14 protein-coding genes are annotated in these 20,012 nt (G+C 63.7%); 7 read left to right on the forward strand and 7 right to left on the reverse strand.

Annotated features, from left to right (window positions below; translation table 11 throughout):
* Positions 1–377 precede the first annotated feature (377 nt).
* Both J2X54_RS00480 and J2X54_RS00485 read left to right on the forward strand, forming a co-directional pair.
* On the forward strand, positions 378–983 hold the full coding sequence (locus J2X54_RS00480) for a DUF1444 domain-containing protein (protein WP_310176565.1): 606 nt from the start codon (positions 378–380) through the stop codon (positions 981–983).
* A 160-nt stretch (positions 984–1,143) separates the two neighbouring features.
* Positions 1,144–1,797, forward strand: a complete 654-nt coding sequence (locus J2X54_RS00485) for a hydrolase (protein WP_070249823.1) — start codon at positions 1,144–1,146, stop codon at positions 1,795–1,797.
* Positions 1,798–1,819: 22 nt separating this feature from the next.
* On the opposite strand, the gene J2X54_RS00490 is transcribed toward J2X54_RS00485, so the two are convergent.
* Positions 1,820–2,395 carry a TMEM175 family protein gene (locus tag J2X54_RS00490; RefSeq protein WP_310176568.1) on the reverse strand — a complete coding sequence of 192 codons (576 nt, stop codon included), beginning with the start codon at positions 2,393–2,395 and terminating at the stop codon, positions 1,820–1,822.
* Positions 2,396–2,496: 101 nt separating this feature from the next.
* Positions 2,497–3,603, reverse strand: a complete 1,107-nt coding sequence (locus J2X54_RS00495; protein ID WP_310176570.1) for a GGDEF domain-containing protein — start codon at positions 3,601–3,603, stop codon at positions 2,497–2,499.
* 198 nt (positions 3,604–3,801) lie between these two features.
* On the opposite strand from J2X54_RS00495, the gene J2X54_RS00500 reads away from it, so the two are divergent.
* Positions 3,802–4,269: a heme-degrading domain-containing protein gene (locus J2X54_RS00500; protein ID WP_310176572.1), complete on the forward strand. Its 468-nt coding sequence runs from the start codon at positions 3,802–3,804 to the stop codon at positions 4,267–4,269.
* 324 nt (positions 4,270–4,593) lie between these two features.
* Here J2X54_RS00500 and J2X54_RS00505 read toward each other — a convergent pair whose 3' ends face one another.
* Together J2X54_RS00505 and J2X54_RS00510 are read right to left on the reverse strand one after the other, a co-directional pair.
* Positions 4,594–4,803 carry a SlyX family protein gene (locus J2X54_RS00505; protein WP_070249831.1) on the reverse strand — a complete coding sequence of 70 codons (210 nt, stop codon included), beginning with the start codon at positions 4,801–4,803 and terminating at the stop codon, positions 4,594–4,596.
* A 43-nt stretch (positions 4,804–4,846) separates the two neighbouring features.
* The gene (locus tag J2X54_RS00510) at positions 4,847–6,916 is read right to left on the reverse strand and encodes a UvrD-helicase domain-containing protein (RefSeq protein ID WP_310176575.1); all 2,070 of its coding nucleotides are present in this window, start codon (positions 6,914–6,916) and stop codon (positions 4,847–4,849) included.
* A 140-nt stretch (positions 6,917–7,056) separates the two neighbouring features.
* Between J2X54_RS00510 and J2X54_RS00515 the strand changes: the two genes are divergently transcribed.
* Positions 7,057–7,539 carry an SRPBCC family protein gene (locus J2X54_RS00515; protein WP_070249835.1) on the forward strand — a complete coding sequence of 161 codons (483 nt, stop codon included), beginning with the start codon at positions 7,057–7,059 and terminating at the stop codon, positions 7,537–7,539.
* A gap of 104 nt (positions 7,540–7,643) precedes the next feature.
* Here J2X54_RS00515 and J2X54_RS00520 read toward each other — a convergent pair whose 3' ends face one another.
* Positions 7,644–9,083: a dihydrolipoyl dehydrogenase gene (locus tag J2X54_RS00520; RefSeq protein WP_310176579.1), complete on the reverse strand. Its 1,440-nt coding sequence runs from the start codon at positions 9,081–9,083 to the stop codon at positions 7,644–7,646.
* Positions 9,084–9,188: 105 nt separating this feature from the next.
* Here J2X54_RS00520 and J2X54_RS00525 point away from each other — a divergent pair, with 105 nt between their 5' ends.
* Positions 9,189–10,091 carry an ArgP/LysG family DNA-binding transcriptional regulator gene (locus tag J2X54_RS00525; protein WP_310176582.1) on the forward strand — a complete coding sequence of 301 codons (903 nt, stop codon included), beginning with the start codon at positions 9,189–9,191 and terminating at the stop codon, positions 10,089–10,091.
* Here J2X54_RS00525 and J2X54_RS00530 read toward each other — a convergent pair.
* A complete protein-coding gene (locus J2X54_RS00530) occupies positions 10,088–12,124 on the reverse strand; it encodes a primosomal protein N' (protein WP_310176584.1) in 2,037 nt (678 codons plus the stop codon). The two genes, J2X54_RS00525 and J2X54_RS00530, sit on opposite strands and share 4 nt — an antisense overlap.
* A gap of 566 nt (positions 12,125–12,690) precedes the next feature.
* Positions 12,691–13,773 carry a uroporphyrinogen decarboxylase gene (gene hemE, locus J2X54_RS00535; RefSeq protein WP_310176585.1) on the reverse strand — a complete coding sequence of 361 codons (1,083 nt, stop codon included), beginning with the start codon at positions 13,771–13,773 and terminating at the stop codon, positions 12,691–12,693.
* A gap of 95 nt (positions 13,774–13,868) precedes the next feature.
* On the opposite strand from hemE, the gene J2X54_RS00540 reads away from it, so the two are divergent.
* Together J2X54_RS00540 and J2X54_RS00545 are read left to right on the forward strand one after the other, a co-directional pair.
* On the forward strand, positions 13,869–15,824 hold the full coding sequence (locus J2X54_RS00540; protein WP_310176587.1) for a S9 family peptidase: 1,956 nt from the start codon (positions 13,869–13,871) through the stop codon (positions 15,822–15,824).
* 6 nt (positions 15,825–15,830) lie between these two features.
* Entirely contained in the window at positions 15,831–20,012 is a 4,182-nt protein-coding gene (locus J2X54_RS00545; RefSeq protein ID WP_404990868.1) for a DEAD/DEAH box helicase, read from the forward strand.

A 20,012-nucleotide genomic window follows, 5' to 3' on the forward strand; every position in this document is an offset into this window, starting at 1 on the left:
TCACCATGAATTGCTACTTCTTTGATTTTGCTTAGGAGGTTACGCCGTGAATGATTTACTCGAAGACATAAAACCCAGCGGTTATTTCTGCAACCACCGCCAACATGGCCACGCAATATTGGATCACCTGGTGATCGTCGCAATGACAGCAGTGGCTGCGCTCGCTCTCTACACAGTAACGACACAAGTCGTCTTTCATCAGCCATCCGACCTGAGACACGGCGCCGTTAGCTCCATGGGCGACAAGACGACATGCAGGCCTGATGAATCGCTGTCGCCAATACCAGCCTCCACCCCGAGTTGCACCAACTGAGCGAACAGCTCGGCATCCCGTGCGCCTGCATGGCGCTGTTCTCAACCCTCACCAGGAGTAAGACATGTTTGGATTTCTGAAAAAAGCCAAGTCTGCCAACACGGCGCCCGCGCTACCGCCGCTCACCGCTGCCCAGTTGCGACCGCGCATCAAGCATGTCAACTACATCAAGACCCTGCGCGAGGCGGGCGTGCCGCCGGACCAGATTCCCGACCATGCGCCACTATGCGGCGACCTGCTCGTCACTTATGCTTTCGATTTGCCCGACAGCTTCATCATGGCCACGGCCCCGCTGCTCGAGAGCGCCGGCATCGCGCGTGAAGACGCGCCGCGCCTGGCGCGCGAGAACCTGGGCAGCACCTTGCCAAGGGTGTCGTTCCAGACCAGCGACGGTTACGGGATGGCCATGACCGGTGGCGAGCTGGAGGCGTCGCTGCTGGTGCTGAACGGATTGTGGAAAGTCGTGCAGGAAGATATCAGCGGCGAATTGCTGGTGACCGTGCCGCGCCGTAACCGCCTGCTGATGTGCGACAGCGCTCACGGCCACGCGGTCGATGCGTTGCGGGCGCAGACGCTGAAATTTTCGCGCGAAACCCAGGACCAGCATTGCCTGTCCAACCAGGTCATGGTGCGGCGTGACGGTGCATGGTCGCTGTTCGATGCTCATTAGGGTGGACGGCAGGTTGTCGAAATTTTCGACAATAGGACGCAAACTTTTCCGCTTTGGTTTTCAATTACATTCGAACATACTTCGTTTCAGCAGCGCAGAACACAGCGCAGTCCAGCAAACTAACCAATCGAATTTATTGAATATCTTAGGAGAATATATTATGCCAACCGCCATCGCCCAACCAGGTCAAACGCTGCTGAACCCAACCAACCACGCCCTGATCATGATCGATCACCAGTCGCAGATGGCGTTTGCCACCAAGTCGATCGACATGGTTCAGTTGCGCAACAACGTGGCGCTGGTGGCCAAGGCTGCCAAGGAATTCAAGGTGCCGACGATCCTGACCACGGTGGCGGAAAAATCGTTCTCCGGTCCGATCTTCAACGAAATCAAGGCAGTGTTCCCGGATGAAGTGGCGATCGACCGCACCAGCATGAACACCTGGGAAGACCCGCGCATCGCCGACCGCGTCAACGCCATCGGCAAATCGAAAATCGTGCTGGCCGGTCTTTGGACCTCGGTGTGCATCGTCGGCCCGGCACTGTCGGCGCTGGACCAGGGTTTCGACGTGTACGTGATCACCGATGCGTCGGGCGACGTCTCCGACGAAGCGCACGAGCGCGCTGTCGAACGCATGGTGCAGCTCGGTGCCCGTCCGATGACCTCGCTGCAGTACCTGCTGGAACTGCAACGCGACTGGGCTCGCGGCGAGACCTACGACGAAACCGTCAAAACCTCGATCGCCAACGGCGGCGCGTACGGCCTGGGCCTGATCTACGCCAAGACCATGTTCAACGCCTCCGAAGGCCACTGATCGGGTGAGCCGGCCGCCGCACTCAGGAGCGCATCTGCGCCTCGATGCGGCGGTCCGGCAGAAACCAGACCCCGGCGCAGATGATGTACAACGCGTATGCCGCGTACACATGCACGTAGGCCAGCGGAATGGCCAGCAGGTACAGCACCACCGATACCGCGCCCTTGTATTCCTTGCCAACCGCGTTGGCAAGGATATGGTCGCTGGGATTGCAGGAAATCAGGCATTTTTCAAGGATGTAGTAGGCCACCGCCGCAAACGACAGCACCACGCCATACAGCGCCACCGGCAACGGCGCCATCACGTTCTCGCCCACCCAGGTAGTGGTAAACGGAATCAGCGACAGCCAGAACAGCAAATGCAGATTGGCCCACAACACATTGCCGTTGACACGCGCCGAGGCGTGGAGCATGTGGTGGTGGTTGTTCCAATAAATTCCCACGTACACAAAACTGAGCACGTAGCCGAGGAACACCGGCGTCAGTTCCACCAACGCCGCCAGGCTGGCCCCGTGCGGCACCTTCAGCTCGAGCACCATGATGGTGATGATGATGGCGATCACGCCATCGCTGAACGCTTCCAGTCGATTCTTGCCCATGTATTTACCTTTAAGCCACGATGCCGCATTCTAGCGCCGAAAGTGGCGGGCGATCCTCTGTGTAAAGGCAGAGCTTTTGCCTCGATGAGCGATCGGCAAGGTTATTGCTGTCTATCCGGCGCCAGGGTCATGCCACGCCCCTGCTGCTTGGCCTGGTACATGGCGCCATCGGCGCGTTGCAGCATGGCTTCGATGGTGTCGGCGTCGGACAGGCGCATGGCGATACCAGCGCTGTACGATAACTCGAAACCGAGCTTGCTGGGCGCGTGCAGGCGCAGCCAGTCGCGCAGGCGCTGGTCATAGGCCTGCACTGCTGCGATATCGGCGCGGTTGAGCAACACGCAGAATTCCTCGCCGCCATAGCGACAACACAGGTCGCCGGCGCGGCTGACGGCGAGCATGGCCTTGGAAAATTTTTGCAGCGCCAGGTCGCCCACGGCATGGCCACGGGTGTCGTTGATCTGCTTGAAATAATCGAGGTCGAGCATCAGTACGCCCATCGGCTGGCGGTAGCGCACGCTCATGGCGCGGTCGATGCCGGCCTGCTCCAGCCAGGCGCGGCGGTTGAGGGCGCCGGTGAGTCCATCGACGGTGGCCAGGCGCTCGAGCTCACGGGCGGTCTCGTCGCGGTGGGCCAGCAGCACCGCCGCCAGCGACAACATCACCGTGATGTTGGACACCAGTGAAAACACCATGTTGACCATGTGCGGCGCAAAAAAATGGGGAAACTGCTCGGTATAGAACGCGCCCAGCACGCCACGCCAGCCGGTCACGATCATCTGCGCCAGCAGCGAAATCACCAGCAGCCAGCGCCAGCGGCCCACGCGCACTTGCGGGCGCCGGCACAGCGACACCACTACCATGGCGATCTGCAGCGCCAGCAGACCATTGGCCCAGCCCACCCGGAACGGATAATTGTTATAGCCGATGCAGTAACCTACCGTGAGCAGCGCCGCCACGGCCACCGACGCGCGCACCCGGGCCACGCGGCCGCACCACAAATCGAAGGCGGCCGCGTTAAAGACCATGCCGCCGGCGATGGCGGCCATCGACAAGGTGGACAGGGTGCGGTCGAGCAGGCTGAACGGGGTGACTACGCAAGCGATCAACAACAGGTTCCAGCCGGCCGTGTGCAAGCCCATCCCGGCCTGGGCATAGCGGGCGGCCCGGTTCACCTGCCCCATAAAATAGGGCAATGCGATCGCCATGATTGTCAAATTGAGTGTCATGGCGACGAGCAATGAAGAGATGTCTAACTGCATCGAGTCGGGCGGAGAAGGGGGCTGGGTGCGGGATTCGGCCCGCAGTATACCGCACCCAGGCGGCCTGAAGATCGTCGCGTGGACAATTACAACGTTTCGCCCTATGCTGGAAACTTGAACTTTTGTGACATGAGGGCAACATCGATGGAAAATTTCGCGGAACAGCTGGAAACCCTGACGCGCCAGGAACAGGAACTGCAATTTACCGCTTTCACCAGCGATACCGCGCTGGCGCTGGGCCTGAAAGTGATCGAGATCGTGCGCCAGCGCGGCAAGGTCGTCACCGTCAACATCACGGTCAACGGCAAGGTGCTGTTCCACCACGCCATGCAGGGCGCGGCAGCCGACCAGGCCGACTGGATCCGCAGGAAAAACAACGTGGTGGAACGGTTCGGCCGCTCCTCATTCTTTGTCGGCATCGACCACAAGCACCGTGGCGTGGCCTTCGATGAAATCAAGTACCTGCCACCGCAGGACTACGCCGCCCACGGCGGCGCGTTCCCGATCGTGATCAAGAACGTGGGCCTGATCGGCACGGTCACGGTCTCCGGCCTGCGCCAGGCCGACGACCACGCGATCGCGGTCGAAGCGCTGCGCGCAGTCCTGGCGTAGCTCGAACCTGAGTTCGGGGTCAGTGCCGACATTCGGACACGAGCTCGAGGATTAAAGGCAGAGGTCGTGTCCAAATGTCGGCACTGACCCTAATGCCCTCTGACCCTAATGCCCTGACCCTAATGCCGCTGCTAATGCCGCTAAGTTAAGCGGAAAGTCTTAATTTTGTTAGTCTGAAACGTCGTCCCCGCGCAGGCGGGGATCGTTGGCAATTCGACGAATTTCACAGAACTTAGATACCCGCCTTCGCAGCGGTCCGCCGATGCGGTATGACGGGTACGCAGAGCTTGACTTAACGGCATTAGGCACTGACCCCGAAGTTTTTTAGTAGTGCGGGGGCGGTTCGTGCGGCAGTTGGCCGCCGCCGTTTTGCGGTTGGGTGCGCACGTGCTGGATCAGGGCGGCGCATAGCTGTTCGAGCTTGTCGAGCTGCTGCTGTTGCTCGTAAATGCGCTCACCCAGCGATTCCACCAGGTGCTCCTGGTGGGCGATCTTGGTCTCGAGGTCGATGAAGCGGTCTTCGGTATTGCTCACGGCGGTACTCCAGTCTGGGAAGCGGGCATTCTACAGGCAACGGCTACGCGGCTGGCGGCGGCTTTGGGGTCGATAACAGTTCCTTCATGCGCGCCAGCCGTTCCTTCGGCGTGATCACTTCCGACTCCTGCGGCGCGGCCGTGCCTTCGTCGAGCGCCATTTCCTTGATGAACCGCGACGGGTCGCAGTGCACCTGCTCGCCGGCGCGCTTGCGCTTTTTGCACCAGGTAATTTGCAGCGTGCGCTGGGCGCGAGTGATGCCCACGTACATCAGGCGCCGTTCTTCCTGCACCCGCGCGGCAATGGTTTCGGCCGGCGCGTCCGGGTCGCCCTTGTGCGGCAGGATGCCCTCTTCCACGCCGACCAGAAACACGTGCGGATATTCCAAGCCCTTGGAGGCGTGCAGGGTGGACATGCGCACTGCGTCCGGGTCTTCGTCCTGCCCTTCGAGCATCGACATCAGCGCGACCATCTGCGTCAGTTCCAGCACGTTCTTTTCTTCGCCGTCGCGGTCCTTGCCACCGCGGCCGCGTTCCTTGAGCCAGTTGACGAATTCCATCACGTTCTGCCACTTCGACTGCGCGGCGCGCTCGTCGAACATGTCGTACAGGAAGGACTCGTAGTTGATTGCCTCGAGCATGTCGTCAAGCACTTGCGCGGCGTTGTCGCCGCTGCCGCTCGGGCCCGGGCGGCTGGCGCGCGCTTCGAGATTGTTGATGAAGTTGCAGAAGTCGCGCAAGGGTTTCAATTGCTTATCGGCCAGCAGGCCCTCGATGCCGCCCTTGAACACGGCTTCGAACAGCGAACACTGCCACTGGCCCGAGAACGTGCCCAGCGTTTCCAGCGTGGTCTGGCCCACGCCCCGGCGCGGCGTGGTCACGGCGCGGATGAAGGCCGGGTCGTCGTCGGTATTGGCCAGCAGGCGCAGGTAGCTGATGATGTCCTTGATTTCGGCCTTGTCGAAAAAGCTCTGGCCGCCCGAGATCGTGTACGGAATGCGCTCCTTGCGCAGCGCCTGCTCGATCACGCGCGCCTGGTGATTGCCGCGGTACAAAATCGCGTAGTCGGACCACTTGTTCTTGCGCTGGAAATGGTCGGCCGAAATCATCATGGTGATCTGGTCGGCTTCCTGGTCGTCATTGGCCATGCCCAGCACGTTGATCGGCTCACCCAGGCCGTGCTCGGACCATAACGATTTTTCGAACAGCTTCGGGTTGTTGCCGATCACCGAGTTGGCTGCCTGCAGGATGCGCGTGGTGGAGCGGTAATTCTGCTCGAGCTTGATCACCTCCAGGTCCGGGAAATCGGTCTGCAGGGTTTTCAGGTTTTCCACCGACGCCCCGCGCCAGGCGTAAATGGCCTGGTCGTCGTCGCCCACGGCGGTAAACATCGGCTTCTTGTTGATGCCGGTGACCAGCAGTTTGACCAGCTCGTACTGGCAGGTGTTGGTGTCCTGGTATTCGTCCATCAACAGGTAGCGCAGGCGCCGCTGCCACTTGTCACGGATCGGTTCGTTGTTGCGGAACAGTTCCACCGGCAGCCGGATCAGATCGTCGAAATCGACCGCCTGGTACGCCGACAGCGTGGCGACGTAACTGGCATAAATGCGCGCCGACTGCGCCTCGTCCTCGTCCCTGGCGTTTTGCAGCGCCGCCATCGGCTCGATCAGGCCATTCTTCCACAGCGAGATATCGGTCTGGATGCGGCGCACGATCTGCTTGTCGGTGGTAATGGCCAGGTCCTGCACCAGCGAGCCGCAGTCGTCGCTATCCATGATGGAAAAGCGGTCCTTCAACCCCACGCCGTTGGCTTCCTGGCGCAGGATTTTCACGCCCAGCGAGTGGAAGGTCGAGACCGTCAGTTGCTTGGCCTGCTTGGGCTGCTTGAGCAGCTTGGCGATGCGCTCCTGCATCTCGAGCGCGGCCTTGTTGGTGAAAGTCAGCGCGGCGATGGTGCGCGGGTCGTAGCCGCGGTCCTCGATCAGGTGGGCGATTTTCTGGGTGATCACCCGGGTCTTGCCCGAACCGGCGCCGGCCAGCACCAGGCAGGGGCCGTCCAGATAGGCAACGGCCGCACTTTGCGGGACGTTGAGACCGAATGAGGGTTTGGACATGAACGCTAACAGGTGGGGACGGAAGAGCCGCCTATTGTAGCAGCGCCTGCCTCTGACGATCGGCAGAGCGGTTGAAATTGCCGATTGCGTTACCATCTGGGGCTGAACGCGCACTGGCGCCAACTGCTACAGGCTTAGCCATGAAATTTGAACACCTTATCGAAATCAACGACCCGCTCAACCCGCTGCTCGACGCCTTGACGATCGAACAGCTGTGGAGCGGCCTGGTGCTGCGCGCCGAAGCGCCCAAGCTGTTCGTGCCGCAACTGGACGAAGCCATCATCGACGAGCGTACCGACGACAGTTTCCGCCGCCGCCTGCGCTACGGCCAGCTGGTGATCGAAGACCGCGTGCGCCTGGAGCCAATGCAGCGCGTGGTGTACGACGTGCCGGCGCAAAACGAGATCACCGCGTCCACGCTCACCATGAGCATCGAGCAGCCGACGGCGGACACGCTGTACGTGCGCTTCCAGTACGACGACGGCCACGATGCCGAAACCGATGCGGCCAACGCCATGTACGACGAGTTCAAGCGCTCGGCGTACAAGGAGGCCGATATCGATACCGTCGGCATGATCCGCGAGCTGGCGACCCAAGGCCGCCTCGGCGCCACGCTCAATTAAGAGCGCCGAACGGAACCTCCAGAGCCGCGTTGTGGCGCCTTGCCGTACAGTCGTGCTGTCTTCGGCGCTGCACCATGCTCTGAAGGCCCGTTAGGCCCTCTGGATCACGGCGCCGGCGTGCAGTCCACGCACGGATCGTCGTGCTTGGGCTCATTGGCCAGCTCGTGCGCCAGGTGGCGCAGCGCCGTGCGCACACCCTCTTCCACCACCGGATGGTAAAACGGCATGTCCAGCATCGCTGACACGCTCAGGCCCGCCTGTGCGGCCCAGGCCAGCAGGTGGCCGATGTGCTCGGCACGGGGGCCGATCATCTCGGCGCCCAGGAAGCGGCCGCTGCGGTACTCCGCGTACACGCGCAATAATCCCTTGTTCTGCAACATCACCCGGCTGCGGCCCTGGTTCTCGAACGACACCTGCGCCACGGCAAAGCGCCCAGGGTGCGATTCGCACAATTCTTTGTAGCTGGCGCCGGCCGTGGCGATCTGCGGGTCGGTAAACGCGATGCCCAGCGGCGTACGGCGCAGGCCCGGACGCACGTCCGGGTAGCGCGCCGCGTTGTCGCCGGCGATGCGGCCCTGGTCGGCCGCCTCAGGCAGCAGCGGGCGCTCGTCGTCGGCGTCGCCGCCGATGAAAATCGCGCTGTCGCCGCACTGCATGGTGTACTTGTTAAACACCGGCACGCCGTGGTGGTCGCGCACCAGGCCCGTGTGCTCCAGGCCCAGCTGGTCGAGGTTGGGTTTGCGGCCGATGGCCGACAGCAGGAAGTCGAAGTGTTCGGTACGGCTTTCACCGTTCTTGTGCTCGCTGGTGACGGTGACCTGTTCGCTGTGCTGCTCCACCTTGACGACCTTGGTATCGAAGCGCAGGTCGAGCTCGTCCTTGAGCACCTTGCGCGCCACGGTCAGCACTTCCGGGTCGCCCAATTGCGCCACGCTGCCGCCGCGCCCGAAAATCGTCACGCGCACGCCCAGCCGGTGCAGCGCCTGGCCCAGTTCCAGGCCAATCACGCCGGCGCCGGCAATGGCGATCGACGTCGGCAGGTCGTCCCAGTAAAACACGTCGTCACTGGTGATCACGCGCGAACCGGCGCGCCACTCCTCGGGCACGATCGGGCTCGAGCCGGTGGCGATGACCACCCGCTCGGTCTCGACGATGGTGTGCTCGTCGACCTGCAGCCTGGTCGGGCTGAGGAAACGGGCGTAGCCATGCAGCTTGTCCTCGGCCGGATAGTCGTCCACCGCTTCGGTGACGAAACCGACAAACCGGTCGCGCTCGTTGCGTACGCGCGCCATCACGGCGCGGCCGTCAATCTTCAATTCGCCCGCCTGCACGCCAAACGGCGCCGCCTCGCGCACTGCATGAGCGGCGTCGGCAGCCGAGATCAATAATTTGCTGGGCATGCAACCCACCCGGGCGCACGTGGTGCCGAACTGGTTACCTTCGATGAGCACGGTTTTCTTGCCGCCGCTGGACGCGGCGCGGTAGGCGGTCATGCCGGCGGTACCGCCGCCGATGACTGCAACTTCTGTCTTGATAGTTTTCATTATGTGGTTTGCCTTGGGGCTGTTCCGCTTGAAACACGGAAAGTTTGCTTCATGGAAAAATCAATTAGTATTGCTTATCGTTTTAAAATTTTATAAGTACAGCTTATGGGCAACCTCGATTATCGTGCACTGACCGTCCTGGACGCCGTCGTCAGCCAAGGCAGCTTTGAAAAAGCCGCCTTGGCGCTGGGCATCAGCCAGTCGGCCGTGTCGCAACGCATCAAGGCGCTGGAAGACGCGGCTGGCCGGCTGCTGGTCGTGCGCGGCCAGCCAGCCGTGGCCACCGGCCTCGGCCAGCGGCTGGTGTCGCACCACCGCAACGTCAAACTGATGGAAGCGGCGCTCGATATCGATCTCGGCAACAAGATTAGCATGCCAGAGGTGGGATTGGCGGTCGATGCGGCCAGCCTGGCCACCTGGTTGCCGCTCGGTTTGCAGCCGTTGCTGTCGCCGCCCCGTTGCCAGCTCAATATCGAACAGGCCGATCGTGCCAGGGCCCTGCATCTGGTGCGGGAGGGTAGCGTATTTGGCGCCGTTGCGGCGGCAGGCGCCGACGACCAGCCGGTGGGCGGCGGCGCTGCCCCCAGCGTCACGCCGCTGGGCGTGATGCGCTACGTATGCGTGGCCACGCCGGCGTTTGCCGGCCACTGGTTCGGCGACGGCTTCGGACTCGAAGCAGCGCAACTGGCGCCAGCCATGACTTTCGATGCCGACATGACCGCAGGCTTCCTGCGCGACGTGCTCGATTTGAAGGGCCCGTACCCGCACCACACCATGCCGCCCTCGGCCGCCAGCCTCGAATGCATTTACGGCAGCCTGGCCTACGGCCTGATGCCGCTGCCGCAAGTGGCGCGCGCGCTGGCCGAGGACCGACTGGTGGACCTGGCGCCGGGCCGCCACGTGGACGTGATGCTCAACTGGCATGCGTGGAAGCTCGATACGCCTTTTACCCGCATTCTGAGCGAGCAGTTAGTGGCCACGGCGCGGCGGGTGCTGCTGCAAGCTTAAATATCGAGCGGATCGACTTCCAGCGACCACTTCACCCGGCTGGTCTTCATCTCGCGCAGCATTTTCATCCACTCCTTCAAGAACGCCTGCAACTGCGGGCGTGACGGCGACTCGATCAGCAGCTGCGCGCGGTCGACGTTGTGCACGCGCGTCATCGTCATCGGGATCGGGTCGTTGATGGTGATGTTGGGGTGGGCCAGGCAGTCGCGCGCGATGGTCAGAAATTCCAGCGCGGTGGCCAGTTCGCGCGCTTCGGCGCGCAACAGCGCCTGGAACAGGTACGGTGGCAGCGCCGCCTGTTCGCGCTCTTCCAGCAGCGCGGTGGCGAAATGGTCGTAGTCGTGGTTGACCACCGCGCCATACAACGGGTGCTGCGGATAGCGGGTCTGGATCAGCACCTCGCTCTCGCTGCCGCCCTCGGTGCGGCCGGCGCGCCCGGCCCGTCCCGCCACCTGCATCAGCTGCGCGAACAGCCGCTCGCTGGCGCGGTAATCCTGCGAGAACAAGGCGGTGTCCGGGTTGAGGATGCCGACCAATGTCAGTTTTTTGAAGTCGTGGCCCTTGGCCACCATCTGCGTGCCGATCAGGATATCGACCTCGCCCCGGTGCACGGTGTCGAACGCTTCCTGCGCGCTGCCCTTCTTGCGGGTGGAGTCGGCGTCGATGCGCAGCACCCGCGCCTCCGGGAACAGCGCCTGCAAGCCCTCTTCCACGCGCTGGGTGCCGCGCCCCAGCGGTTGCAGGTCGACGTTGCCGCAGGTGGGGCAATGACGGGGGATGCGCAGCTCCAGGCTGCAATGGTGGCAGCGCAGCCGGTGCTCGGGCCGGTGCAGCACCATGAACGACGTGCAGCGCGTGCACTCGCTGATCCAGCCGCACGACTCGCAGCAGATCACCGGAGCATAGCCGCGGCGGTTGAGGAACAACAGCGACTGTTCGCCGCGCTCCATGCGCAGCTTGAGTGCGGCGATCAGCTGCGACGTCAGGCCGTCTTTCGGCTTGTCGCGCTCCATGTCCAGTAGTTTTACCTGGGGCAGCACGGCGTTCTTCACGGCCCGCTCGCGCAACTCGAGCTTGCGGTAGCGGCCTGACTGCGCGTGGTGCCAGCTTTCCAGCGACGGCGTGGCCGAGCCGAGCACGATCGGGATCTGCAACTGCCAAGCGCGCCACACGGCCAGGTCGCGCGCCGAGTAACGCAAGCCTTCCTGCTGCTTGTACGACGGGTCGTGCTCCTCGTCGATGACGATCAGTTTTAAATTGGGCAGCGAGGCCAGGATCGCCAGCCGGGTACCGAGCACGATGCGCGCGCGGCCCTGGTGGGCAGCGAGCCAGTGCAGCATGCGTTCGCCCTCCGACAGGCTGCTGTGCAGCGTGGCCAGCATCACGCCCGGGAACCGCGCACGGATATTGCCCTCCAGCTGGGGCGTGAGGTTGATCTCGGGGACCAGGATCAGGATTTGCGCATCCGGCTCGCGCGTGAGCACCTGGTCGCACGCCTGCAGATACACCTCGGTCTTGCCGCTGCCGGTCACGCCGTACAGCAGCGTGGGCGTAAAACCGCTGGCGCCGCCGATGGCGTCGGCTGCGGCTTGCTGCTGGGCGTTGAGCGGCGGCGGATTGGCGGGCGTGGCGTCGTGCGGCGCCTCGTTCTTGGCCAGCTTCCTGATCGCGCGGTCGAGCGCTACCGTGGTACCCACGCGCAGGTTCTTGGGCAGGCCCGGCAGCGCCACCTCGCCGAGCGGGCGCTGGTAGTAGTCGGCGGCAAAGCCCGCCAGCGCCAGCCATTGCGGCGACAACGGCGAGAGCTGGCTGCGCACCGCCAGCGCATCCTTGAGCTTGGCTTCCGGCACATCGGTCTCGTCGAGCACTTCCACGATCAGCCCGGTCACCTCACGGGAACCGAATTGCACCAGCGCCAATTGCCCGACCAGCGGCCGCGCCTCGGGTTCGCAATGCCAGCGATAGTCGAAAACTGTGTTGAGCGGCGTATCGAGCGCGATGCGCAAAATGCAATGAGGAAAGAGTGCAGTCATGGTGCCGGATTTTATGTGGATAACTTTGTGGACAAGGGAATCTTAACCTACAGAAAGTGGTGACATCACCCATGCAAGCGTGCAAAAACAGGTGAGATCGCTAATTTATTTCCCTTTAAAATCAATCACTTGTAAAATCCGTCATAGAGAGGACTTTAAAACCACTATTTATGCGCCGCTGTGCATAAGTAAAGTAATTAGCACGGAAAGCGCAGCATAAACACGCCCGGCTAGTGAGATTATCCCCAACCATGCGCTAAGTCGCGGTTTACTAAGGCCTTTTATTTTTTATCCACAGTTTATGTGGATAACTTTGTGGAGAATGGCAAAATAACGTGGTCAGCGATTGTGTGCAACCTGAGCTTTATGGTCAATCATGCCTTTCATGACACATATTTTCTGTTTATAAATCAATGACTTGCAATCGACTCCCCAGAGAGGCAAATGGCGGTGCCCGTTATTTTTGCAGTAAAAAAAATTGTGCATAAGTCGGTTTGCTTGCTCGGATGCACCAAGCAAAAAGGGCACGTCCCCAGAGGAAACGTGCCCTTCCCGGGAGAGAACCGTTAGCTGGCGCGCTGGGCCCGGCTATAGCTGTGGACAGCTTCCACCATCACCGACACGCTCTCCGGCGGGGTGAATTGTGAAATACCGTGGCCGAGGTTGAAGACGTGGCCATGGCCGTCCTGCGGCTTGCCAAAGGCGTCAAGTACTTTGTGCACTTCGGCAACAATCTGCTCCGGGTTGGCGAACAGGATGGCCGGGTCGAGGTTGCCCTGCAACGCTACCTTGTGGCCCACCGCAGCGCGCGCGCGGGTGAGGTTGGCGGTCCAGTCGAGGCCCAGGGCATCGGCGCCGATGTCGGCGATCTGCTCGATCCAGTGGCCGCCACCCTTGGTGAAGACGATGGCCGGAATCTTGACGCCGTCTTTTTCGCGCTTGAGCAAGGACACTACCTGGCGCATGTAATCGAGCGAGAAGGTCTGGTAGGCGCCGTCAGCCAATGCGCCGCCCCAAGAATCGAAAATCATCACGGCCTGGGCGCCGGCGTCGATCTGGGCGTTCAGGTAGGCCGCCACCGCCCGGGCGTTGGTGGACAGGATGTGGTGCATCAGGTCCGGACGGCTGTAGAGCATCTTTTTAATGGTGTGGAACTCCCGCGAGCCCTGGCCTTCGACCATGTAGCACGCCAGCGTCCACGGGCTGCCGGAGAAGCCGATCAGCGGCACCCGGCCATTCAACTCGGTGCGGATCTGCGTGACGGCCTTGAACACGTAGTCGAGCGAGTCGAGTTCGGGCGCGCGCAGCGCCAGCACTTCGGCCTCGGTCTTGAGCGGACGCTCGAACTTAGGGCCCTCGCCTTCCACGAAGTACAGGCCCAGGCCCATCGCGTCCGGCACGGTCAGAATGTCCGAGAACAGGATCGCCGCGTCCAGCGGAAAACGGTCCAGGGGCTGCAACGTCACTTCGGTGGCGTAGTCGGGATTGGTGGCCAGGCCCATGAACGAGCCGGCCTTCTGGCGCGTGGCGCGGTATTCCGGCAGGTAGCGCCCCGCCTGGCGCATCAGCCACACGGGGGTGTGGTCCGTCGGCTGGCGCAGCAGCGCGCGCAGGAAAGTATCGTTCTGGAGCGGGGCGAATTGTGGCATGGAGGTCATCAAATGGCGGCGAAAGGATTATTATCGCACTCCGGGTGCGCTTTCGCTGGAAGCTTGCCTCTTTGTTCACCCTTTTTGGAGAAGCCATGACCGCCACGCCCACCATCGCCCCCTACGGAACCTGGACCTCGACGATTACCGCCGAACGCGTAGCGGCCGGCGCCACGCCCATGTCCGGCCTGCAGGTGGGCGGCGCGGATGGCAACGACATCTTCTGGCTGGCCGGCCGCGCGGCAGAAAGCGGCCGCAACGCCCTGCTGCGCCACCACGGCGCCGAAACGCAGGAACTGACGCCAGCACCATTCAACGTGCGCACCCGCGTGCACGAATACGGCGGCGGCGCGTACTTGGTCGCCGGCAGCACCGTGTATTTTTCGCATTTTGTCGATAACCGCCTGTACCGCCTGGCCATCGATGAAGACAACGCCGCGCCAGTGGCGCTGTCGCAGGGCGGCAAGCACCGCTTTGCCGACTTCGTGCTCGATGCCGCCTATGAGCGCCTGATCGGCGTGCGCGAACTGCATGGCGACGACGAACACGCGCAGCCGGTCAACACCCTCTGCGCGGTGGGCTTCGACGGCGTTGAAACAGTATTGGTGGAAGGCGCCGACTTCTACTCGTCGCCGCGCCTCTCGCCCGATGGCCGCACGCTGGCATGGCTGGCCTGGGACCACCCGCGCATGCCGTGGCAGGGCACCACGCTGTGGCGCGCCGACGTCCAGCAGGACGGCACCCTGTCCGCGCCGGTAGAAGTGGCCGGCGGCGCCGAGGAATCGATCTGCCAGCCCGAATGGTCGCCGGACGGCCTGCTGCACTTCGTGTCGGACCGCAGCGGCTGGTGGAACCTGTACCGCCAGCGCTCGGTCGGCGAAAAAATCGAGGCGCTGTGCCCGATGGAGGCCGAATTCGGCGGTCCGCACTGGACCTTCGGTAACGCGATGTACGGCTTCCGCTCGGCCGGCGAAATCATCTGCACCTATATCGACAAGGGCGTCAGCCGCCTGGCGCGCCTGCTGCCGGCCAGCGGCAAACTCGAGCCGATCGCCAATCCGTACCAGGAAATCCGCGAACTGCGGGTGGCGCCCGGCTACGTGGCCATGCTGGCCGGCAGCCCGACCATCGCGCTGGAGCTGGCGCGCATCGACTTTACCGAAGAAGGCGTGGAAATCCTGGCGCAGTCGATCGACGACCTGCCCGACGAAGCCAACCTGTCGGTGCCGATCAACCTCGAATTCCCGAGCAACGGCCGCACCGCCTACGCCTTCTTCTACCCCCCGCGCAACGCCGACGTTGCCGCGCCCGACGGTGAAAAGCCGCCGGTGATCGTGATCAGCCACGGCGGCCCCACCGGCATGGCCGTCAATACCCTGAAGCTGGCGACGCAGTTCTGGACCAGCCGCGGCTTCGGCGTGCTCGATGTGAACTACGGCGGCAGCACCGGCTTCGGCCGCGCCTACCGCGACCTGCTGCGCGGCCAGTGGGGCATCGTGGACGTGCGAGACTGCGTGGCCGGCGCCCGCGCGCTGGTCGAGCGCGGCCTGGCCGACAACGACCGCCTGATCATCCGGGGCGGCAGCGCCGGCGGCTTGACCACGCTGTGTGCGCTGACGTTCCACGACGTGTTCAAGGTCGGCGCCAGTTATTACGGCGTGTCGGACCTGAAAGGGCTGGACCAGGACTCGCACAAGTTCGAATCGCACTACAATGCCTACCTGGTCGCGCCGCAGCCGCAGGCCGAGGCGCTGTACCAGGCCCGCTCGCCGATCAACCACACCGATAAACTCAAGCGCCCGATGATCTTCTTCCAGGGGCTGGACGACAAGGTGGTGCCGCCGCAGCAGTCCGAGATGATGGTGGACGCGCTGCGCGCGCGCGGCGTGCCGGTGGCGTACGTGCCGCTCGAAGGCGAAGGCCATGGCTTCCGCAAGGGCGAGAACATCGTGCGCACCCTGGCTGCGGAACTGTATTTTTACCAGCGCATGTTCGGCCTGCACGACGCAGCCGCGCCGGCGCCGGTTCACATCGATAATTTGCCCGACTGAGAGTCAATGACGTCAATCACCGACACCACCTTGCAGAGTGAATTCGATGCACTGGAATTCAATGAAAAAATGATCCTGGCGCTGCTGGCGCTGATCGGCGAGCCGGTGGGACGCACCGCCATCCTCGACCTGCTCAAGCACGCCCGCATCGAAAACGCCGACGGCAAGCGCTACACCGTGCTCACCCTCGACGACGCCATGCAAAAGCTCGACCGCCTGGCGTTCGTCAGCGTGGTGGTGGGACGCGGCCATGTATGCAATCCCAAGCTGCGCTGGCCTGCCATTCGCGCGGCCATCGGCACCCATGCACTCGACGACCTGTGCACGGCCTACGTGGAACTGGTGCCGCTGCGCCAGACCTGGGGCGGCTACGAGCCGCGCAGCTACCGCGCCGGCATGGCGCTGCTGCGCATGGGCCTCCTGCGCGGTCACACGCCGCAGCAGATCGCTCCCACCCTGGCGTTTTGCCTGAACAGCTACGAAGCGGCGCAACTGCATCCGATCGTGGAAATCTTCGGCCGTCCGTTCGAGCCGGGCATGCTGGCGCGCGTGCACCCGTTGATTCAGGACGATATCCTGGCCATGATGCTGCACAACGCCCAGTACGAACCGCACAGCGCCCCGAACATCCGCGAATTTTGCGCGCTGCACCTGCAACGCCGGCTGGCGGCAAAAGACGATATTGCACCCGAACTGCACCTGGCGCTGGCCGCCGACGCCATCCTCGGCGGCCGCATCGACGACGCCAAGCGCCACCTCGAACGCACCGGCGGCACCACCAGCCAGTACCTGGCCAGCACCGTGGTGCTGTTGCAGGGAGCGGGCAGCGCGGCACTGGCCGGTTTTGACGCGGCCCTGAAAGCGGTGCGCCGCGAGACCGGCAAGCGCAAGCAGCTGTTCGACGGTTTCGGCAGCTACCTGTACCTGGCCGCGCTGCTGCGCAGTGCCGACCCCAAGCACCAGAAAAGCGCGCAAACCTACCTCGAGATCGCGGTACGCATGCCACAAAACCGGGGCAGCGCGATCTTCCAGCAACTCGACATGCTGCGCCAGGTCCGTGCCGGCACCATGACCGCCGACGCCATCGGCAGCCTGGCGTGGGACCCGGACCTGCAAACCCAATTGTTCCAGTGCCTGCTGTTCTACTGGCTGTCGGCGCCGCAGCTCGGTGAGCGCAAGCTGCAGTTGCAGGAACTGTTCGAGCAGTCCGACCGCGCCGGCTTCCATTTCATTGCGGCGCAGGCAGCCACCCTGCTCGGCCACCAGGGCAACGTGGCGATGGCCGAGCGTGGCGCAGCCCTGCGTACGCGCCTGGCGCTGCCCGACCTGTCCGCCTGGTTCGAACGGCAGGAAGGCTGGCAGCGCCAGCTCACGGCGTTGATCAACCTGCAGCAGCCCGAGGGCGCAGCAGTCGCTGGCGCCGGCAAGGCCTCGCGCCTGGTGTGGCTGCTCGAGTACCAGCCGCGCTGGGGCGTGACGGAAGTGACACCGGTCGAACAAAAGCGCGACGCCCGCGGTATCTGGAGCAAGGGCCGCGCGGCCAGCCTCAAGCGGCTGCGCTTCGAGACCGAGGCGTTCGACTTCCTCACGCCGCAGGACGTGCGCGCCACCGAGTCGATCACGGTCTCGCATCGCGGCTATACGTCGAGCGGCATGGCGTATGAAGTCAACCCGCAGCGCGCAGTGGCCGCGCTGGTGGGCCACCCGCTGCTGTACTGGGCCGATGCACCCGACATGCGGGTGGAAATGCTGGCCGGCGAACCGGAACTGCTGATCCGCAAGAGCGCGGGCAACCTGGAAATCCGCCTGCATCCGCCGATTCCCGACGACAGCGCCACCGTGATCGTCACCAAGGAGACGCCCACGCGCCTGCGCGTGGTGACGATCCAGGACGAGCACCGCCGCATCGGCGCCATCGTCGGCGATGCCCTGAACGTGCCGGCCCACGCCGAAGAACAGGTGCTGCACGCGATCCGCTCGATTTCGTCGCTGGTGACGGTGCAGTCGGACATCGGCGGCGCCGCGCCCGACATGGAGCAGGTGGAAGCGGACATGCGCCTGCACGTGCACCTGCTGCCGTACCAGCACGGCCTCAAGATGCAGATCCTGGTGCGCCCTCTCCCCAACGGCGCCTATTACGCCCCCGGCGACGGCGCCGACAGCGTGATTGCGGACGCCGGCGGCAGACCGATGCAGGCGCGGCGCCAGCTGGTCGATGAACGCGACGCCGAACGTGCACTGATCGCCAAGTGCCCGATACTGGAATCGGCCGAACAGGAACACGGCGAATGGCTGCTGGGGCAACCGGCCCTGTGTTTGCAACTGCTGACCGAATTGCAGGAACTGCCGCCGGACTCCATCGTCATCGCCTGGCCCGAGGGCGAAAAATTCCGCGTCACGGCCAAGGTGGAGACCAAGCAGGTGCGCCTGGCCATCAAGAGCAACAAGGACTGGTTTGCCGCCAGCGGCCAGGTGCAGATCGACGAAGACAAGGTGATGGACTTGCGCACCCTGCTCGAACTGGTCCAGAAAAGCAAAAGCCGCTTCGTGGAACTGGGCGAAAACCGCTTCCTGGCGCTGGCCGACGAACTGCACCGGCGCCTGCGCGAAGTCTCGGCCTACGGCGAGCTGACCGAAGACGGCGTGCGCCTACACCCGCTGGCGTCGTTCGCGCTGGAAGAACTGGCCGATGACGTGGGCGGCGTGAAGGCCGACAAGCTGTGGAAAGAGCACCTGGCGCGCATGGCCGAGCAGACCACGTTCGAGCCGGTGCTGCCCACCACCTTGCAGGCCGACCTGCGCGACTACCAGGTCGACGGCTTCAACTGGCTGGCGCGCCTGGCCCACTGGGGCGTGGGCGCCTGCCTGGCCGACGACATGGGCCTCGGCAAAACCCTGCAGGCGCTGGCGCTGATCCTCTCGCGCGCGCCGGACGGCCCCACCCTGGTGATCGCGCCCACGTCCGTGTGCCTGAACTGGGTGAGCGAGGCGGCGCGCTTTGCGCCCACGCTCAACGTCAAGATGTTCGGTGCCGGCGACCGCGCCGACACGCTGGCCACCTTGCAGCCGTACGACCTGGTCGTGGCCAGCTATGGCCTGCTGCAACTGGAGGCGGCGCTGTTTGCGGGCGTCAAGTGGCGCACCATCGTGCTCGACGAAGCGCAGGCGATCAAGAACGGCGCCACCAAGCGCTCGCAGGCGGTGATGGCGCTGAACGGCGAGTTCCGCATGGCGTGCACCGGCACACCGCTGGAAAACCACCTGGGCGAGTTGTGGAACCTGTTCCGCTTCATCAACCCGGGCCTCTTGGGCAGCATCGAGCAGTTCAACCTGCGCTTTGCCGCGCCGATCGAAAAGCCGCAGGACCACCGCGCCGAAGTGGGCGCGCGCAACCGCCTGCGCCGGCTGATCCAGCCGTTCATGCTGCGCCGGACCAAGTCGCAGGTACTGACCGAACTGCCGCCGCGCACGGAGATCACCTTGGAAGTGGACCTGTCGGCGGAAGAGACGGCGCTGTACGAGTCGCTGCGCCGCACGGCGCTGGAAACGCTGGCAGCGGTCGAGGGGCCGGCCGAGAAAAAATCGATCCAGATCCTGGCCGAGATCATGAAGCTGCGCCGCGCCTGCTGCAATCCCAATTTGGTGTCACCGGAACTGGGCATCGCCAGCAGCAAGCTGGCCGCCTTCGCGCACCTGTTGCAAGGCTTGCTCGAGAATCGTCACAAGGTGCTGGTGTTCAGCCAGTTCGTCGATCACCTGGCGCTGATCCGCGCCCACCTGGACGCCAACCAGATCGGCTACCAGTACCTGGACGGCTCCACGCCGATGAACGAGCGCAAGAAGCGGGTGGACGCGTTCCAGGCCGGCATCGGCGACGTGTTCCTCATCAGCCTGAAAGCCGGTGGCGTGGGCATCAACCTCACCGCCGCCGATTACGTGATCCACATGGACCCGTGGTGGAACCCGGCAGTGGAAGACCAGGCCTCGGACCGCGCCCACCGCATGGGCCAGCTGCGGCCGGTGACGATTTACCGGCTGGTGGCGCGCCACACCATCGAGGAAGGCATCGTCGATCTGCACCAGCACAAGCGCGACCTGGCCGACAGCCTGCTCGAAGGCAGCGATGTCTCGGGCCGCATGTCGGCCGGCGAAATGCTGAGCATGCTGCACGAGGGTCTGCAACGATAG

The organism is Duganella sp. 3397, from assembly GCF_031456625.1.
Classification (GTDB): Bacteria; Pseudomonadota; Gammaproteobacteria; order Burkholderiales; family Burkholderiaceae_D; genus Rugamonas; species Rugamonas phyllosphaerae.